The organism is Rhodovulum sp. HP10, from assembly GCF_047553435.1.
Taxonomy (GTDB): Bacteria; Pseudomonadota; Alphaproteobacteria; order Rhodobacterales; family Rhodobacteraceae; genus Rhodovulum.
The window spans coordinates 2,704,786-2,719,114 of sequence record NZ_CP180201.1 but is presented as its reverse complement, the minus strand read 5'-3'; the positions used below and the strand labels follow the sequence as shown (position 1 = coordinate 2,719,114).

The following is a 14,329-nucleotide window of genomic DNA, read 5'->3' as shown; positions in this document are numbered from 1 at the left end:
ATGCAAGACTGGCGCGACCAGCTTCCCGAGGCCGCCCTCACCTATCTCGAAGGGCGCCGCCTCGACGAGGTCGAGTGCATCGTGGCCGATCTCGCGGGCGTGGCCCGTGGCAAGGCGATGCCCGCGGCCAAATTCGCCACCCAGACCCGGTTCTACCTGCCGAACTCGATCTTCCAGCAGACCATCACCGGCGACTGGGCCGATATCGAGGGCCGGGCCTTCACCGAGCCCGACATGATCCTGACCCCCGATTTCAGCACAGCCTCGGCCGCGCCCTGGGCCAGCGACTGCTCGCTTCAGGTCATCCATGACGTCTTCGACCAAGAGGGCGAGATGGTGACGACCGCGCCGCGCAATGTGCTCAAGCGCATCGTCAGCCTGTACAATGACCGGGGCTGGATCCCGATCGTCGCGCCCGAGATGGAATTCTTCCTCGTCGCGCGCAATACCAACCCCTCGGAACCGGTGCAGCCGCCGATGGGCCGGTCCGGCCGGCGCGCGGCGGGCCGTCAGGCCTATTCGCTGAGCGCGGTCGACGAATACGGTCCGGTGATCGACGACATCTACGATTTCGCCGAGGCCCAGGGGCTGGAGATCGACGGCATCCTGCAGGAAGGCGGCGCGGGCCAGGTGGAACTCAACCTGCGCCATGGCGATCCGGTCAAGCTGGCCGACGAGATCTTCTACTTCAAGCGGCTGATCCGCGAGGCGGCGATGCGGCACGACTGCTACGCCACCTTCATGGCCAAGCCCATCGAGCACGAGCCGGGCTCGGCGATGCATATCCACCATTCGGTGGTCGATGCGAAAACCGGGCTGAACATCTTCTCGAATGCCGATGGCAGCGAAAGCTCCGCCTTCCTGCATTTCATCGCCGGGCTGCAGACCCACATGCCCTCGGTGATCGCGCTGCTCGCGCCCTATGTGAACAGCTACCGCCGCTACGTTCCCGATTTCGCAGCGCCCATCAACCTGCTCTGGGGGCGCGACAACCGCACCACCGGGCTGCGGGTGCCGGTCTCGGAACCCGAGGCACGGCGGGTCGAGAACCGGCTCGCGGGGATGGACTGCAACCCCTATCTCGGCATCGCCGCCTCGCTCGCCTGCGGCTATCTCGGGCTGATCGAAGGCCAGGAGCCGCGCCCGGAATTCACCGGCGACGCCTATTCGGGCGACGAGGACATCCCCCGCAACGTGGCCGAGGCGCTTGATCTCTTCGAGGGGGCCTCGCCGATGCGCGAGGTGCTGGGCGAGGAATTCTGCACCGTCTACTCGGCAGTCAAGGAGCTGGAATACAAGCAGTTCCTGCAGGTCATCAGCCCCTGGGAACGCGAACATCTGCTCTTGAACGTATGAACCTTCTCTTCGCCAATGACCGCCGCGGGGTCTATCCGGCCAGCTGGTATGCCGAGACCACGCCACCGCTGCCGCCCTTCGCGCCGCTCGATGGCGACCGGCGCGCCGATATCTGCATCGTCGGCGGCGGCTACACGGGCCTTTCGGCCGCGCTGCATCTGGCCCAGGCCGGGCGCGACGTGGTGCTGGTCGAGGCGCACCGGGTCGGTTTCGGTGCCTCGGGGCGCAATGGCGGACAGGTCGGGTCGGGGCAGCGGCTGCACCAGGACGCGCTGGAGCGGATGCTGGGCGACGGGCCCGCGACCCGGCTCTGGCATCTGGCCGAGGACGCCCGGGCGCTGGTCTCCGATCTGATCGCCCGCCATGACATCGCCTGCGACCTGCGCCCCGGCATCGTCTATGCCGAATGCACCGCGCGCGGCACCCGCGACGCCCATGCCTATGCCGAAAAGCTGCTACGCGACTACGATTACGACCTGCTCGAACCGCTGAGCCGCGACGCGCTGCAGGCCATCGTCGGCGCGCCCTGCTATCGCGGCGGGGTGCTCGACTGGGGCGGCAGCCATCTGAACCCGCTGGCCTATGCGCTGGGGCTGGCCCGGGCGGCCGGGCGGGCAGGCGCCACCATCCACGAGGCCACGCTGGTCGAGCGGGTCGATGCAGGGGCGGTCGTGGTGACGGATCGCGGCCGCATCATCGCCGACCGGGTGATCCTTGCCGCCAACGGCTATCTCGGCGGGCTCGAGCGGCATGTCGCGGCCCGGGTGATGCCGATCAACAATTACATGGTCGCAACCGAGCCCCTGGGCGCGCGCGCGGCCTCGGTGCTGGCCCGCGACGTGGCGGTCGCCGACAGCCGCTTCGTCGTCAACTATTTCCGGCTTTCGCCCGACGGACGTCTGCTGTTCGGCGGCGGCGAGAGCTATGGCTACCGCTTTCCCGACGACATCCGCGCGCTGGTGCGCAAACCGATGCTGAAGGTCTTTCCGCAGCTTGCGGATGTCCCGCTGACCCATGCCTGGGGCGGCACGCTCGCGATCACCCGCTCGCGGCTTCCCTGCCTTGCCACACCGGCGCCGGGGATCTTCTCTGCCTCGGGCTTTTCGGGCCATGGCGTGGCGATGGCAACGCTGGCCGGCCGGGTTCTGGCCGAAGCCGCACAAGGCGACAGCGCGGCTTTCGAGACCTTCGCCCGCATCCCCTGCCGCCCCTTCCCGGGAGGCGGCGCCTTCCGTGCACCGCTTCTGGCGCTGGCCATGGCCTGGTATGCTCTGAGGGACACAACGGGCATCTGATCGCTGCCTTCGCCATCCTGTCACATCTGTCGGGCAGGTCCGCGCGCATATCGTCCCACAGGAAAACGACATGAGGAGATGGCGCCGAATGACCTGTTCCCGCAATGTCTATGACGCCGAGCCGATCCCCGAGAGCGCCGGCGCCGAGATCGAACGCCTGCTGCAAAGCGGCGATTTGTTCCGATATACTGCCGCATCCGATGCGCCGGTGACGCTGCTCGAACGCGATTTCGCCGCCATGATCGGCCTGCCCTATGCGCTGGCGGTCTCATCCTGCTCGGCAGCCCTGTTCCTTGCGCTCAAGGCGCTGGACCTGCCGCGCGGCGCGCGGGTCCTGGTCCCGGCCTTCACCTTCGCCGCCGTGCCCTCGGCGGTCTTGCATGCCGATTGCGTACCGGTCTTGGTCGAGGTCGGACAGGATTTCCGGATCGACCTCGATGATTTCGCAGCCCGGATCGACGAGGACATCGCCGTCGTCCTGATCAGCCACATGCGCGGGCACACCTCTGACATGGACGCCATCGCCGCCGCCTGCGCGGCGCGCGGGCTGCCGCTGATCGAGGATGCGGCGCATTCTCTGGGCACGCTCTGGCATGGCCGCAAGATCGGGACGCTGGGCCGGATCGGCTGCTTTTCCTTCCAGTCCTACAAGCTGGTCAATGGCGGCGAGGGCGGGATGCTGGTCACCGACGATCCCGATCTGATCGCCCGCGCGGTGATCATGTCGGGCGCCTACGAGCATAACTGGAAAAAGCATGACGGACTGGCGGCCAGCTTTGCCCGCTGGCAGAACCGACTGCCGCTTTACAACATGCGCATGCAGAACCTCTCGGCCGCGGTGATCCGTCCGCAACTGCCCGAGGTTCCGCGCCGGGTCCGCGACGGGCGGGCGGGGCACGACCACGTGGCGGCGGCTCTGAACCGCTCGCCCTGGCTTTCGGTGCCGCCGCCGCTGCCGCCCGAAACCCGCGCCCCGGATTCGATCCAGTTCAACCTGATCGGCTTCAGCGAGGATGACGAGGCCCGCGCCTTCCAGGCCGAAGCCGCCGCGCGTGGGGTGCAGGTGCAGGTCTTCGGACTTGCCACCGACAATGCCCGGGCATTCTGGAACTGGGGCTTTCTCGAGGGGCTGCCGGGCGGGCGGAAACGCGATCTTCCGAAGACCCGGGCGATGCTGATGCGGGCCTGCGACGCGCGCCTGCCCGCGCATCTGCCGCGCGCCGAGCTCGACCGCATCGCCACGATACTCGTGGCCGCTGCCGAGGCGGTGAAAGGCGCCGATGCGCGCGCCTATGGCACTTGACCCGGTTGACACGGCAGGGCCCTGCGGCGACAAGGTGACAGTAAAAAAAGCGCCCGGAAAAACCGGGCGCCAGTCGCGGAACGAGGGACAGTGAAGCAGGACGAAACCGTTCCGGGGCTCCGTCCTTCTTCTGTGAGATGGTGGCTCTGCTGCGGCTTGTCCAGTTCGATCATGCAAGTGTGATCTGAGCGGGCCTCGCCTGCCTGCATGGGCCGATGCCGGCCCTCAGCCCTCCTCCGGACCGGCAGCCTGCGCCTCTGCCGCCGCATAAAGCGCCACCGCCGCCGCATTCGAGACATTGAGCGAGCCGAACCCGCCCGCGGCCGGGATCCGCACCAGCCCGTCGCAGGTCTTGCGCGTCAGTTCGCGCAGGCCCGGCCCCTCGGCGCCCAGCACCAGCCCGACCGGCGCGGCGCAAGGCCCGCCAAGCCCCTCGGCCAGCGTCTGCCCGGCCTCGCCGTCCAGCCCGAGCAGCCTGTAGCCCATCTCCTTCAGCTCCTCCATCGCCCGGGCCAGATTCGGCACGCGCAGATAGGGCTGGCGCTCCAGCGCCCCCGAGGCGGTCTTGGCCAGCGCCCCGGTCTCGGGCGCGGAATGGCGATGCGGCGCGATCACCGCACGGGCGCCGAACACCTCGGCCGAGCGCAGGATCGCGCCGACATTATGCGGGTCGGTCACCCGGTCCAGCAGCACAGTCAGGGCCGGACCCTGCCCCGGCTCGCAGACCGCGCCGAGCGTGCCCCAGTCCAGCGGCTTCACCTCGAGTGCCGCGCCCTGATGCACCGAGTCCGGATCCAGCGGCGCGGCAAAGCGGCGCGGGTCGCTGATCTCGGGCGCGATCCCGGCGGCGGCGATGGCCGGAGCAAGCCGGTCGGCCGCGTTCCGCGTCACCACCAGCCGCAGCTTTTCGCGCCGGGGATTCTCCAGCGCATCGCGCACAGCGTGCAGCCCGAACAGCCAGACGGTTTCAGCCGCCGCGGCCCTCCGCGCACGTTCCTTCTCGATCACCCAGGTGGGTTTCTTGGCCACGTCATTGCCCCTTTCCGACAGGCGGCGACCATGGCGCCTCGGCGACGCCGCCGCAAGGGATTTTCCTGTTGACGCGCCCGCACGCCTTGCGTATCCAGCGCCTCACTCAGGGCGACGCGCTGCAAGGTGCGGCAGCGGACTGTAAATCCGCCGGGGAGACCCACGCCTGGTTCGATTCCAGGGTCGCCCACCATTTACCCTTTATTTACAAGGGAAAATGGTGACATTCCGATACTCCCAATCATCGCCTGGCAGGACTGTTTCGGGCATGGGCACAGCTAATACTCACGAATTCGTGGCCGCATGTCGCAGCATCAAAGCCGTCGCGGCTCGCACGGTCATTGACTGTTAGGGTCCAGACTCATTGAGTTTCACAGCCAGAACAAGACGGTTGCGGCGGGCATGATCGCAGAGAAGAAGGTTTCCGGGCACCGGTCGTATCGGGTGGCGACACGCCTCCAATCCTTCAACCGCCCGAACATGATCTCGATGCGGTTGCGCCGTTTGTACCGCCTCTTGTCGTATTTCACCGCCTTCTTGCGGGATTTCCGGCCGGGGATGCAAACCTTTATCTCCTTGTCTTTCAACGCTTCTCTGAACCAATCGGCATCATAGCCCCGATCGGCCAGAAGCCAGCCTGCCTTCGGCAGACTGGCCAGCAGCGCCGCCGCGCCGGTATAATCGTTTGTCCACTTAATCTTCTTGGCTATCGAATGACATGACGGTTTCGATGGGTCGTCGCCCCATGTTTCGGTAACCCAGATGCGGGCGCTCGGTGTTGTAGTGGACGAGCCAGGCGTTGAGATCGGCCTGGAGGGCCTCGACAGTCTCGTAGAAGGTCTCGCGCATCTTCACGCGGAAGAACTCCTCCAGCACCGTGCCATTGAACCGCTCGACGAGGCGCTCAGCAATGTGACACGAAAGTCGGTTTTGCTTGGCATCTTACAATATTGGAAGTGGCGCGCTGGGGAGAACTAATATTTCTTTTTCTGCCCAGTTATTTGAGATGGAAAACGGATGCGAAGAGCACCATTAGATATCCATAGCTTCGAGCCGTCGGTGGAAAACGGCCGCCCCACTCGCTTTCGCGATGTAGCTGGTCTCCCGGCGCTCCCGCTTACCATCTGAACGTTCTGCCGATTGCAGACGCGCGCCGCCCCCTGCCGTCGAAGGTTGGCGAATCGCAGAAGCGGACATCCGCTTGGCCCATGGGACAGCTCTCAACCAGCGACCCAGAGGTTTCCGGTGATGTCCAGATTGCCACCGAGTGGCTTTGGTCCTACAACAATGAGCGCCCGACATGTGCGACGGCGGCATGCCCCCGCCCGGAAACGGAAGATGGCCGCGCAAGCATTACGACAAAGCCCCCGCAAAAGGAGAAATTACCACATATTGGGCCGAGGCGCCGAAGAAAATTGGATCCGATGAATGCAGCTTCAACCTGAAATCACCGACCTGAGCCCCGGAGATGCAACTCCTATATTGGAACTTCTGTTCAACGATGGGCGCAATGTTTACGTAATGCTAGATAGCGCCTTGCAAACGAATATTTCAGAGAGGTTGGAAGATCACGAGCAAGAAGCCTCCTGTTTAATCCCCTCATCCGAAGGAGACACCGCAACGGCGCTTCCTTGGATCATAAGAATAAAACGCCAAGATCCGCTCGTCGCAGAATTATTCTCTGACAAAATGCCGTCTGGGCTGTGGTCTATCGACCCTGGCATATTTTTTTTAACAAATAGAAACCTCGCTGACCTGACGCGTCATCTAAGAAAATTCCATAGGCCGCGCGTGGTCGATACGCAGTCATCTCTATTCTTGCGATATTGGGAACCAGGGCTACTCGGTCAGATGTTAAAGGCTGGAATCCCACATACACAGGGAATTATCGCCCCTGACCTATCCGTCGTCTGCCGAGTCGGATCGGATGTTTACAGGTTCGACACCATCGAAGAAGCGAGGGATCGCCCCGGCCATTTGACGCAAGACCACGTCAGGCAGATCGGGCGAATGCTCACCATCCGCCGCCGCGCCAATTTATCCGATAAGATCATCGAGACCTTTCCAGATCAGGTGTCACACCTAAAACGATCCGCTGTCGAGCGTGAGGTCCAAGACGCATGGATGGCAGCCAACGACTTCGGATTGCACAATGGAAAAATACGGGCAAAGTTCATCATCACCGCTGTTGCGCTGGCCCCGGGGTTCCACCGGGAAACGATTATCGAACAGCTATTCATGAACTCCTCTGATCCAGATCAGACCTTTAGAGACTATGAAGCCGTGATGAAGCGCCAGTTCCCCACCATAGCAAGAAAGGAAACCGGCTGATGGTTGCGCCTGCTGTCGTTTGGGGGGGTATATGGTTAGCTGGTGCAGTCGGAACCCGCTTGGCTGCCAGACAAGTCATTCGAATGGTCGTGCGCCGCGCCGCGCAGATGGCTGCGAGCAAAGCTGCACAAGCGATCTACAGCGCGGCAGTTGCGGCAGGCACGCTTGCACCCGAAAACTACCGGGACATCGATGACCAGTTTGCAGACGATCAGGCGAAGGCAGATGCTCTTGCTAAAGAGATGGAAGCCGCATGCGCCGCCGATCCGGCGAAATGCGAAGCTTGCGAAGCAAACCGTGGACACCCCGTCGCACGAAACTGGAATATGTCCGCACGCGCCCGACAATATCAGCAGTTCATCACCGGCTTTCCGCAACGCGTCGAATACAGCTACAATGGCGTCGATTTCGATGGTTTCTGGCAACCGGTCTGCACACTCGTCGAAGCCAAGGACAACTACGCATTTATGCTAGACGTAAAAACCGATGATGGCGGTTTTTTCAGTGACGCATCAATTACTTCAGTAGATTGGCGATTTGCAAGAAGCGAAAGCGAACCGGCAGCAAAGATACAGTTGGTCGGCGAGGCGCGGCGCCAAGATAACGCCGCCCGACCACGCCCGCCCGTTCAACTGCAATGGCACTGTGCACAGATCGCATTGGTCATCATTTTAACCGAAGAATTTCAATCGGCCGGTGTGCAGGTCGCGCCGATCTACACCCCCAATCCGAACCATGCAGATCCGCATAGCGGCTATATTCAGGAGTAACTATGTACAGATTGGCAGGTTTCACGCGCGGTGTCACAGCTACAAACGACGCCGAAGCAATACGGGAAGAATTCAGCCGCATCATGCGACTGGCAAACTATGTCCGCCCCTTGCATCCACTGTTCGCAAGGTTTGGCGTCATGGAGGAGGATATTATTGCGCGGGGGCAAGCCTTAGCCGACCAGATGCTCCTTCAGGAGGAGCAAAGCGAAGAAGATCTTGCGGAACTGGACCGCCTTTCAGCGTCACCAAACACGACATTCCTCTTTGATGAACCCGAAAGTTTCCTTAAATCCATGATCGAAGCCCATCAACGAAAGGTCGCGGACGACCCGCAGACCCCCATATTTTTGTCTGTGCGAACCGATGGCACCTATGAGGGCGAGATCAAACGCACAGTCTACCGCCATGGCCGGAGCTTCGGTAGTCTCGTCCTCCAGATGCCGATGCACGACAAAACAGACTTCTGGTATCAGCACTGGACGACCATGCGCGACATCATGTTAGCAACGATGGATATCTGGGAGTTCGACTGGATCGTCGCTCAACCGACCATGTATATTGGCCTACAAAAGAACCTTTTCCCAGACCGGCGTTCATTTGGATGGATGGGCTGGACACCGCAAGACCTGCCCCGTGATGCAAGCTCTGCCTTGGCCAGAATGGAACCCCTCAAAGGTGGTACGTTCATGCTCCTGCAAGAGCGGATGATGAACATGAAAGCCCCTGATATCGAAACCTGCAACAAAGCAGAGGCATATCTTTTGGACCGTGGGGCTCTAGCGGTTCTATAGGTCGCCCGAACGAAATTAGAAAGCAAGTATGTCTTGATTTCCACCCGGAAGCGACCCGGGTTTTCCATCGAAATTTGACCCACCTTGGCTGTTGTTGCGCAATCGAAGAAGTCAGCCGCTGCAGGGGCTTACACGAAGGGTTTCTTGCTCGCCAAGCAGAGCAATGTCCTGCCTCGAAAACCACTCGGCGACGCAAGAGCCATCGTTTCCGCAACAAAGCCTAGTGGTATCAAAAACCTGAGCTGTCCATTCAACCTGCCAACTGGCTACGAGACGGCCGCGCGCATCTGCCCCCCTGCGTCGACCCCATGCGCCACCTGTCGAACCATGAGAAAAACGTTTCCCGTCGTTCTGGCCCAAAGCCGTCCGATCCGGTCTTTCTCACGCGCTTCCGGAGCGCCGACGAGGTGCTCGCCCTTGAACTCGACCACGAAGATCCGACCGTCCGTCAAGCGCGCAATGAAATCGGGATAGAAACGGGCCCCAACCCTCGGAAGCCAGAACGAGTCCGGGTGCCGCGCGACATTCCTCACCCAGACATCGACCTCGTCCAGACTGTCCAGAGACCAGGCGCACTGGAATTCCTGGCCGTTCAGATCTCCGTCCAGCAAAGGCGCGCGGTCTGCGCCAAGAAGATGTCGCTTGAACCGCATCGCTCCAATCGGTTGGGTCGGAACGGTCCGATAGACGGTGTCGTCGAAACGAATGATGTTTGCCGCATCCCATGTCGGTTTCGCCGACATGTCGAAAAGCGCCATCTGATGGGCCCGCCCGCGCTCGATCTTGTGGATCTCCTCGATCTTCCAGCGAATGCGGGCGGCAATCTGGTGCTGCCAGTCGATCAAGGTGCGAGCCGTGACGCCTTCCCGCTCCAGGAGGCTGCCGATCAGCCCTGCGACCCAGGGCTGCATCTCTGCCTCTGTGATCCAGCGGTGCCGACATTCCCTGACAAGCCACTGTATCAGGGACAGCTCAAGGTCGGCATCATCCGGCAGCACCAGCCCCGACAGTTGCGGCATCTCATGCGTGGATCGGCTGTAAACCAGCTTTTCGCCTTCCAGATCGATCTCGATAACATCCTCATCGCGTCGAAACGACAGCTCCGTCTCGGACAACACCGCCGGATGGTCCAGCAGCGACCAGTCCGCCCTCTCGTAAATGGCATCGGTGTCCGCCGCGAACACCTCCCCGTCCATCTCAAGAAGAAGGCGCGGCACCTCGATCACGGCGCCCAGCTCGGCACGGGTCTTCTGTGCCTCCACCTTCGCGCGGTGCTTCGCCAACTGGGCATCGAAATGCCCATGATCTTCGTCCCGGACGACAGCTCGGACCCCGGCAACGGCCGTTTCCGGAACCGCGCCCGTCAGGCCCACCAAAAGCGTGCCGTCGGGTTTCGGTACATAGTCGACCCCATCCTCCTGCAGGCCGTTCAGATGCGCGCGCGCCTCAGGACTGTCCTGCACCGTCACCTGCAGAACGGGTCTCGGCCGCACCGGGTCAGGATCGAACAGATTGCCTTGCGCGTCCTGCTCGACACCGCGCGGCTGCAGGCTTTCGCGGACCTCCTCGTCGGTGAACCCCATATCGATCAGCTTGTCGCGCAGCCCCTCGGCCGCGGCCGCAAAGGACGGCTCGGAGACATGGGCATAGGCGCAATTCAAGGCGGCATCCTTGCGGCGCGTGGCATAGGGCATCCGCAGGACACGGCCCAGCAGCTGCTCGACCGCCGTCTGGCTCGACAGGCTCTGGGTCGCGCAGAGCACATAGGCCGAGGGACAGTCCCAGCCTTCCTTCAGGGCATCGACCGTAATCACATGCCGCGTCGGCTCACGGCGGTCGCGCAGGTTCACACCGTCCAGCTCGCGCTGCTCGCCGGTGGCGACCTTGATACGGGCCTCGGGGATCAGCTTTTCCTCGATCAGATAGCTTTTCAGCTCGGCCACCGTGGGGTGCCCGTTCTTCGCCTGCGCCTGATAAAGCGCCACTGGCCGGATGAAATCCCGATCCTTGTCCCCCTTGGCCTCCAGCATGTTCCGTGTCGCAACGGTGGCCGACACCGCCTCGTGCCAGTCGTCATGCGGGCGCACCCGGATCGGCAGCTTGATCATCTCCTCGTCTTTCAGCGCCGATGCCGTGACCGAAAACAGGATGTTGTTCCGTTGCCGGGGCGTTGCGGTGAACTCGACGATGGCCGCTGGCCGCAAGCGAGCCTGAACCTCCCGCGACAGCCCGGAAACGGCATTATGGGCCTCGTCAATGATCATCAGGGGCCGCTGGTGATACAGCAGATTGGCAAAGCTGAACTTGACCGCGCCTTCGCGCAGCATTCCGTTCCCGGCCGCCTCCTCGGCCGAAACCACTTCCATGCCGACTGTCGGGACGCCCGAGAAATGCGGCTCCAGCTCTTCGTGATGGGCATAGACCCGGCGCCCCACCGTGTTCGTCACCCGGAAGGCCTGGATCGTCGACACCACCACACAGGCCGACCGCTGAAGATCCTGCGGCCGCAGCATCTCGAACTCGGCGATGTCGAACACCCGCACATGGCCGCCGAAATTATCGTCCAACCGCCGCCGATAGGCATGGGTGCGATCCTTCAGCGCCTCCAGCGTCTGCGACTTGATCGCATCCGACGGCACCATCCACAGCACCAGCGGATAGGTCCGGCGCAGATAGCTGCGCGCCGCGAGGCGGATCGTCTCGGCCGCCAGAAGGGTCTTGCCGCCCCCGGTCGGCAACCGCAGGCAGACATACGGCACCTCGGGCAACTGCTCCAGCGGCTGGTAGACACGAGGCTCGAGCCGCCGCCCCTCCAGCGCCGCCGCCCCCTCCTGATCGGCCACCGCATGGGCAAAGGCTTCGGCCGGACCCGAGGCAAGCGCCCGCGTCAGGAAACCGTCCAGCGCATCCAGGGCGGCCTGCTGATAGGATTTGAGCTGCATCGTCACACCCTCACCGCAAGATCGTAGGGCGTCTGGCGGAACAGGATGCCCTCATGCTTCAGCGTCTCGGCCGACAGGCGGCAGGCCGTGCCATAAACCACCAGATCGCCGTCAAATTCCTCGGGCAGCGCCTCGCGGATCAGCCGCAGCACGGGCCGGGTCAGCACATTGCCGCCCCGGGGCGTCCGATCCTTGAGGATGCCGTTGAACAACAAAGCCACGGCCCGGCCCTGATGCACCCCCAGCACCGGGCTTTCCGGCGGGTCGGTCAAAGGCTGGCGGGTTTCGGAGAACCAGACATGGCGCGCGAGATCGGCAAAGCGGATGCTGTCGTCGATCCGTCCCTGCGCGTCATAGACCGCCTTGCCCAACCGACAGAACCGGAAGCCGCCCCCGCCCTGCCAGTCCACATCCTTCGAGATTCCGCCCTGTTCGCCCTCGATCACCTTTTCCAGCCGCAGCGCGCAATGGGTGCGGGCATGTTCGCCCATCTCGATACCGATCCAGCGGCGGCCCATCTTGTGCGCAACTGCGGCAGTGGTGCCGGAACCGAGGAAACTGTCGAGAACGAGGTCGCCGGGATTGGTGGCAACATTGATGATCCGTTGCAGGAGACGTTCAGGTTTGGGCGTCATGAAGTTGGCCGCGCCGAAGATCGCAACAACTTCTTTCTTGGCCTCCTGCGTGTTTCCCACATCCGTGTTGAACCACATCGTCTGAGGAACAACCCCTTGCTTAACTTCAGAAAGGAAGCGCTTTATGCGGGGCGTGTTGTTCCCGTCCTTTCCCCACCATATCCGGTTGTCGGCATCCATTTCCTTGAATTTTTCTTCCGAGACCCGCCAATACATGCCGTTCGGCGGCCCATCAATCACTCGCCCACTCGGGCAAATAATCGAGTATGTGCCTGCCCCGTAGAAATTTCGGGCTGACACGTCTCCCGAGGTCCAAGCCCCGCGAGGATCATTGTCCGGGTTTTTGTAACCTTTATTCATCCGTTCCGATCGCGGCATCGGATTCGGCATCCAAGAGTCCGCATTCTTTGCGAAAACAAGGATGTGATCATGGTCCTCCGAGAAATGGCGCGCAGTATTCTTTGGGGAAAAAACCTTTTGCCAAAGGACATTGTTGATGAAATTCCGCCTTCCGAAAACCTCATCCATGACGACCTTCAGGTAATGCCCCTCATTGTCGTCGATGCTGACCCAGATCGACCCGTCTTCGCTCAGGAACTCACGCAGCAGCATCAGACGCGGCACGATCATCGCCAGCCATTTGGCGTGTTCCAGGCTGTCGTCGTAATGCTCGAAGGCCGACCGGGTGTTGTAGGGCGGGTCGATATAGATGCATTTCACCCGGCCCGCATAAAAGGGCAGCAGCGCCTTCAGCGCTTCCAGATTGTCGCCCTGCACCAGCAGCCCTTCCGCGCCCTCGCCACGGGACAGCTCCGGCACCTCGTCCAGCAGCCGGTAGGGCACGCGGTCCGCCGCCTTCAGATCCTCGTCCCGCGTCAGCCAGTTCAGCAGAGGCATGCTCGTCCCTCACAGTCCCGCCCGGGATCTGCCCCCGGTTTTTCGCGGAACGTAAACGACGGGATCTGGGATGGAAAGTGAGCCTCGCCCGGATCGGCTGCAACACCGCCTTGCCCCCGCCCGGAAGCGGGGGGAACTCTCAGGCCCGGCGGCGCGTGACCGCCTCCCTGACCCTTCGCGCGATCTCGCCGGGCGAGGGGGCGATCCATCCGATCAGGGCGAGGAGGACGATCCAGGGCGGGATGACATTGACGATGACCGTCTCGACGCGCTCGGCGCGGAGGCGGTTCTCGGATTGCTCCTGGCGGATCTCGCGGGCGCGCGGCCGAACGATGGAAGGCGCGTTCTCGACCTTCTGGCCTTGCACGTTTTCGGCCCCGGCCTGGACATTCGCGGCGAGGTTGGGACCGAGCGGCACGGGCAGCCCGCCGCATCCGGCCAGCAGCAGCGCCGCGAGGAGCGCCCTCATGCGCCGTCCCAGCGGAACGGGACATCGGCCGGAACGCCGTCGAGCCCCTCATGGCAGAGCTGGCGGGCCTTGTTGCGGCGGATCAGAAGCCCCCGCACGCCCTTGCCGCCCGCGAAACGCCAGCGCGGGAGCTCATTGCAGGCGCCGCGCAGATCGCCCGCATTGAGCTTGCGGATCAGCGTCGAGCGCCCGGCCGCGCTGAGCCCGACATTATAGGCCCAGTCCAGAATGCCCACATAGCTCCGGGCGGGGATCAGCGCCTCGACGGGATCCGCGATCAGCCGGTCGAGCCCGGCCTCGACCTCGGCCAGGCGGTCGGCGAACATGGCCCGGCACTCGGCGGGCGTGTAGCTGTCGCCGAGCGCGACGCCCCGGGTCTCGCCGAAACAGACGGTCGGCACGCCGACGATGTCGAGATAGGCCTCTGTCTTCAGGCCCTCATTGCCGCCGACAAAGCTCAGCGCGAGGGCGGTGGCGGCCGCGCCGCGCTTCAGGATCCTGCGCATCG

At 63.1% G+C, this 14,329-nt stretch carries 11 protein-coding genes, 1 tRNA gene and 2 pseudogenes; 7 read left to right on the top strand and 7 right to left on the bottom strand.

Translation table 11 applies throughout. From position 1 onward, the window contains the following. From ACK8CO_RS12860 to ACK8CO_RS12850, 3 genes are all read left to right on the top strand, one after another. Positions 1-1,356: a glutamine synthetase family protein gene (locus ACK8CO_RS12860; RefSeq protein WP_414896867.1), complete on the top strand. Its 1,356-nt coding sequence runs from the start codon at positions 1-3 to the stop codon at positions 1,354-1,356. After that, entirely contained in the window at positions 1,353-2,651 is a 1,299-nt protein-coding gene (locus ACK8CO_RS12855) for an NAD(P)/FAD-dependent oxidoreductase (RefSeq protein WP_414896866.1), read from the top strand. Before ACK8CO_RS12860 ends, ACK8CO_RS12855 begins: the two co-directional genes overlap by 4 nt. A gap of 88 nt (positions 2,652-2,739) precedes the next feature. Beyond that, the gene (locus ACK8CO_RS12850) at positions 2,740-3,954 is read left to right on the top strand and encodes a DegT/DnrJ/EryC1/StrS family aminotransferase (protein WP_414896865.1); all 1,215 of its coding nucleotides are present in this window, start codon (positions 2,740-2,742) and stop codon (positions 3,952-3,954) included. A gap of 225 nt (positions 3,955-4,179) precedes the next feature. Here ACK8CO_RS12850 and rlmB read toward each other — a convergent pair whose 3' ends face one another. Next, complete coding sequence (gene rlmB / locus ACK8CO_RS12845; protein WP_080617494.1) at positions 4,180-4,983, bottom strand: 23S rRNA (guanosine(2251)-2'-O)-methyltransferase RlmB; 804 nt, start codon at positions 4,981-4,983, stop codon at positions 4,180-4,182. Between the two features lie 109 nt (positions 4,984-5,092). Between rlmB and ACK8CO_RS12840 the strand changes: the two genes are divergently transcribed. After that, positions 5,093-5,176: transfer RNA gene (locus tag ACK8CO_RS12840), tRNA-Tyr, on the top strand. A 178-nt stretch (positions 5,177-5,354) separates the two neighbouring features. Here ACK8CO_RS12840 and ACK8CO_RS12835 read toward each other — a convergent pair. Beyond that, positions 5,355-5,669: pseudogene (locus ACK8CO_RS12835) on the bottom strand (transposase); the annotation flags it as partial. Between the two features lie 7 nt (positions 5,670-5,676). After that, positions 5,677-5,880: pseudogene (locus ACK8CO_RS12830) on the bottom strand (integrase core domain-containing protein); the annotation flags it as partial. 531 nt (positions 5,881-6,411) lie between these two features. Here ACK8CO_RS12830 and ACK8CO_RS12825 point away from each other — a divergent pair. The 3 genes from ACK8CO_RS12825 to ACK8CO_RS12815 are packed head-to-tail and all read left to right on the top strand — an operon-like array spanning position 6,412 to position 8,878. Next, the gene (locus ACK8CO_RS12825; RefSeq protein ID WP_414896864.1) at positions 6,412-7,314 is read left to right on the top strand and encodes a DUF4123 domain-containing protein; all 903 of its coding nucleotides are present in this window, start codon (positions 6,412-6,414) and stop codon (positions 7,312-7,314) included. Further along, a complete protein-coding gene (locus ACK8CO_RS12820; protein WP_414896863.1) occupies positions 7,314-8,084 on the top strand; it encodes a Tox-REase-5 domain-containing protein in 771 nt (256 codons plus the stop codon). The genes ACK8CO_RS12825 and ACK8CO_RS12820 overlap by 1 nt, the downstream gene beginning before the upstream one ends. Positions 8,085-8,086: 2 nt before the next feature. Next, positions 8,087-8,878, top strand: coding sequence for a hypothetical protein (locus tag ACK8CO_RS12815; RefSeq protein WP_414896862.1), 792 nt, complete (start codon positions 8,087-8,089; stop codon positions 8,876-8,878). A gap of 266 nt (positions 8,879-9,144) precedes the next feature. On the opposite strand, the gene ACK8CO_RS12810 is transcribed toward ACK8CO_RS12815, so the two are convergent. The 4 genes from ACK8CO_RS12810 to ACK8CO_RS12795 form a co-directional block, all read right to left on the bottom strand. Continuing rightward, positions 9,145-11,820, bottom strand: a complete 2,676-nt coding sequence (locus ACK8CO_RS12810) for a DEAD/DEAH box helicase family protein (RefSeq protein WP_414896861.1) — start codon at positions 11,818-11,820, stop codon at positions 9,145-9,147. Between the two features lie 2 nt (positions 11,821-11,822). Then, positions 11,823-13,352, bottom strand: coding sequence for a site-specific DNA-methyltransferase (locus ACK8CO_RS12805; protein ID WP_414896860.1), 1,530 nt, complete (start codon positions 13,350-13,352; stop codon positions 11,823-11,825). Between the two features lie 139 nt (positions 13,353-13,491). Further along, complete coding sequence (locus ACK8CO_RS12800) at positions 13,492-13,821, bottom strand: bacteriophage spanin2 family protein (protein ID WP_414896859.1); 330 nt, start codon at positions 13,819-13,821, stop codon at positions 13,492-13,494. After that, on the bottom strand, positions 13,818-14,327 hold the full coding sequence (locus ACK8CO_RS12795) for a lysozyme (RefSeq protein ID WP_414896858.1): 510 nt from the start codon (positions 14,325-14,327) through the stop codon (positions 13,818-13,820). Before ACK8CO_RS12795 ends, ACK8CO_RS12800 begins: the two co-directional genes overlap by 4 nt. Between the last annotated feature and the right edge of the window lie 2 nt (positions 14,328-14,329).

What these genes read in the sequence shown, in the direction of transcription:
- ACK8CO_RS12815 (WP_414896862.1), top strand. Translation starts at nt 8,087, where the DNA reads ATGTACAGATTGGCAGGTTTCACGCGCGGTGTCACAGCTACAAACGAC.
- ACK8CO_RS12855 (WP_414896866.1), top strand. Translation starts at nt 1,353, where the DNA reads ATGAACCTTCTCTTCGCCAATGACCGCCGCGGGGTCTATCCGGCCAGC.
- ACK8CO_RS12850 (WP_414896865.1), top strand. Translation starts at nt 2,740, where the DNA reads ATGACCTGTTCCCGCAATGTCTATGACGCCGAGCCGATCCCCGAGAGC.
- ACK8CO_RS12860 (WP_414896867.1), top strand. Translation starts at nt 1, where the DNA reads ATGCAAGACTGGCGCGACCAGCTTCCCGAGGCCGCCCTCACCTATCTC.
- ACK8CO_RS12795 (WP_414896858.1), bottom strand. Translation starts at nt 14,327, where the DNA reads ATGCGCAGGATCCTGAAGCGCGGCGCGGCCGCCACCGCCCTCGCGCTG.
- ACK8CO_RS12825 (WP_414896864.1), top strand. Translation starts at nt 6,412, where the DNA reads ATGCAGCTTCAACCTGAAATCACCGACCTGAGCCCCGGAGATGCAACT.
- ACK8CO_RS12810 (WP_414896861.1), bottom strand. Translation starts at nt 11,820, where the DNA reads ATGCAGCTCAAATCCTATCAGCAGGCCGCCCTGGATGCGCTGGACGGT.
- ACK8CO_RS12805 (WP_414896860.1), bottom strand. Translation starts at nt 13,352, where the DNA reads ATGCCTCTGCTGAACTGGCTGACGCGGGACGAGGATCTGAAGGCGGCG.
- ACK8CO_RS12820 (WP_414896863.1), top strand. Translation starts at nt 7,314, where the DNA reads ATGGTTGCGCCTGCTGTCGTTTGGGGGGGTATATGGTTAGCTGGTGCA.
- ACK8CO_RS12800 (WP_414896859.1), bottom strand. Translation starts at nt 13,821, where the DNA reads ATGAGGGCGCTCCTCGCGGCGCTGCTGCTGGCCGGATGCGGCGGGCTG.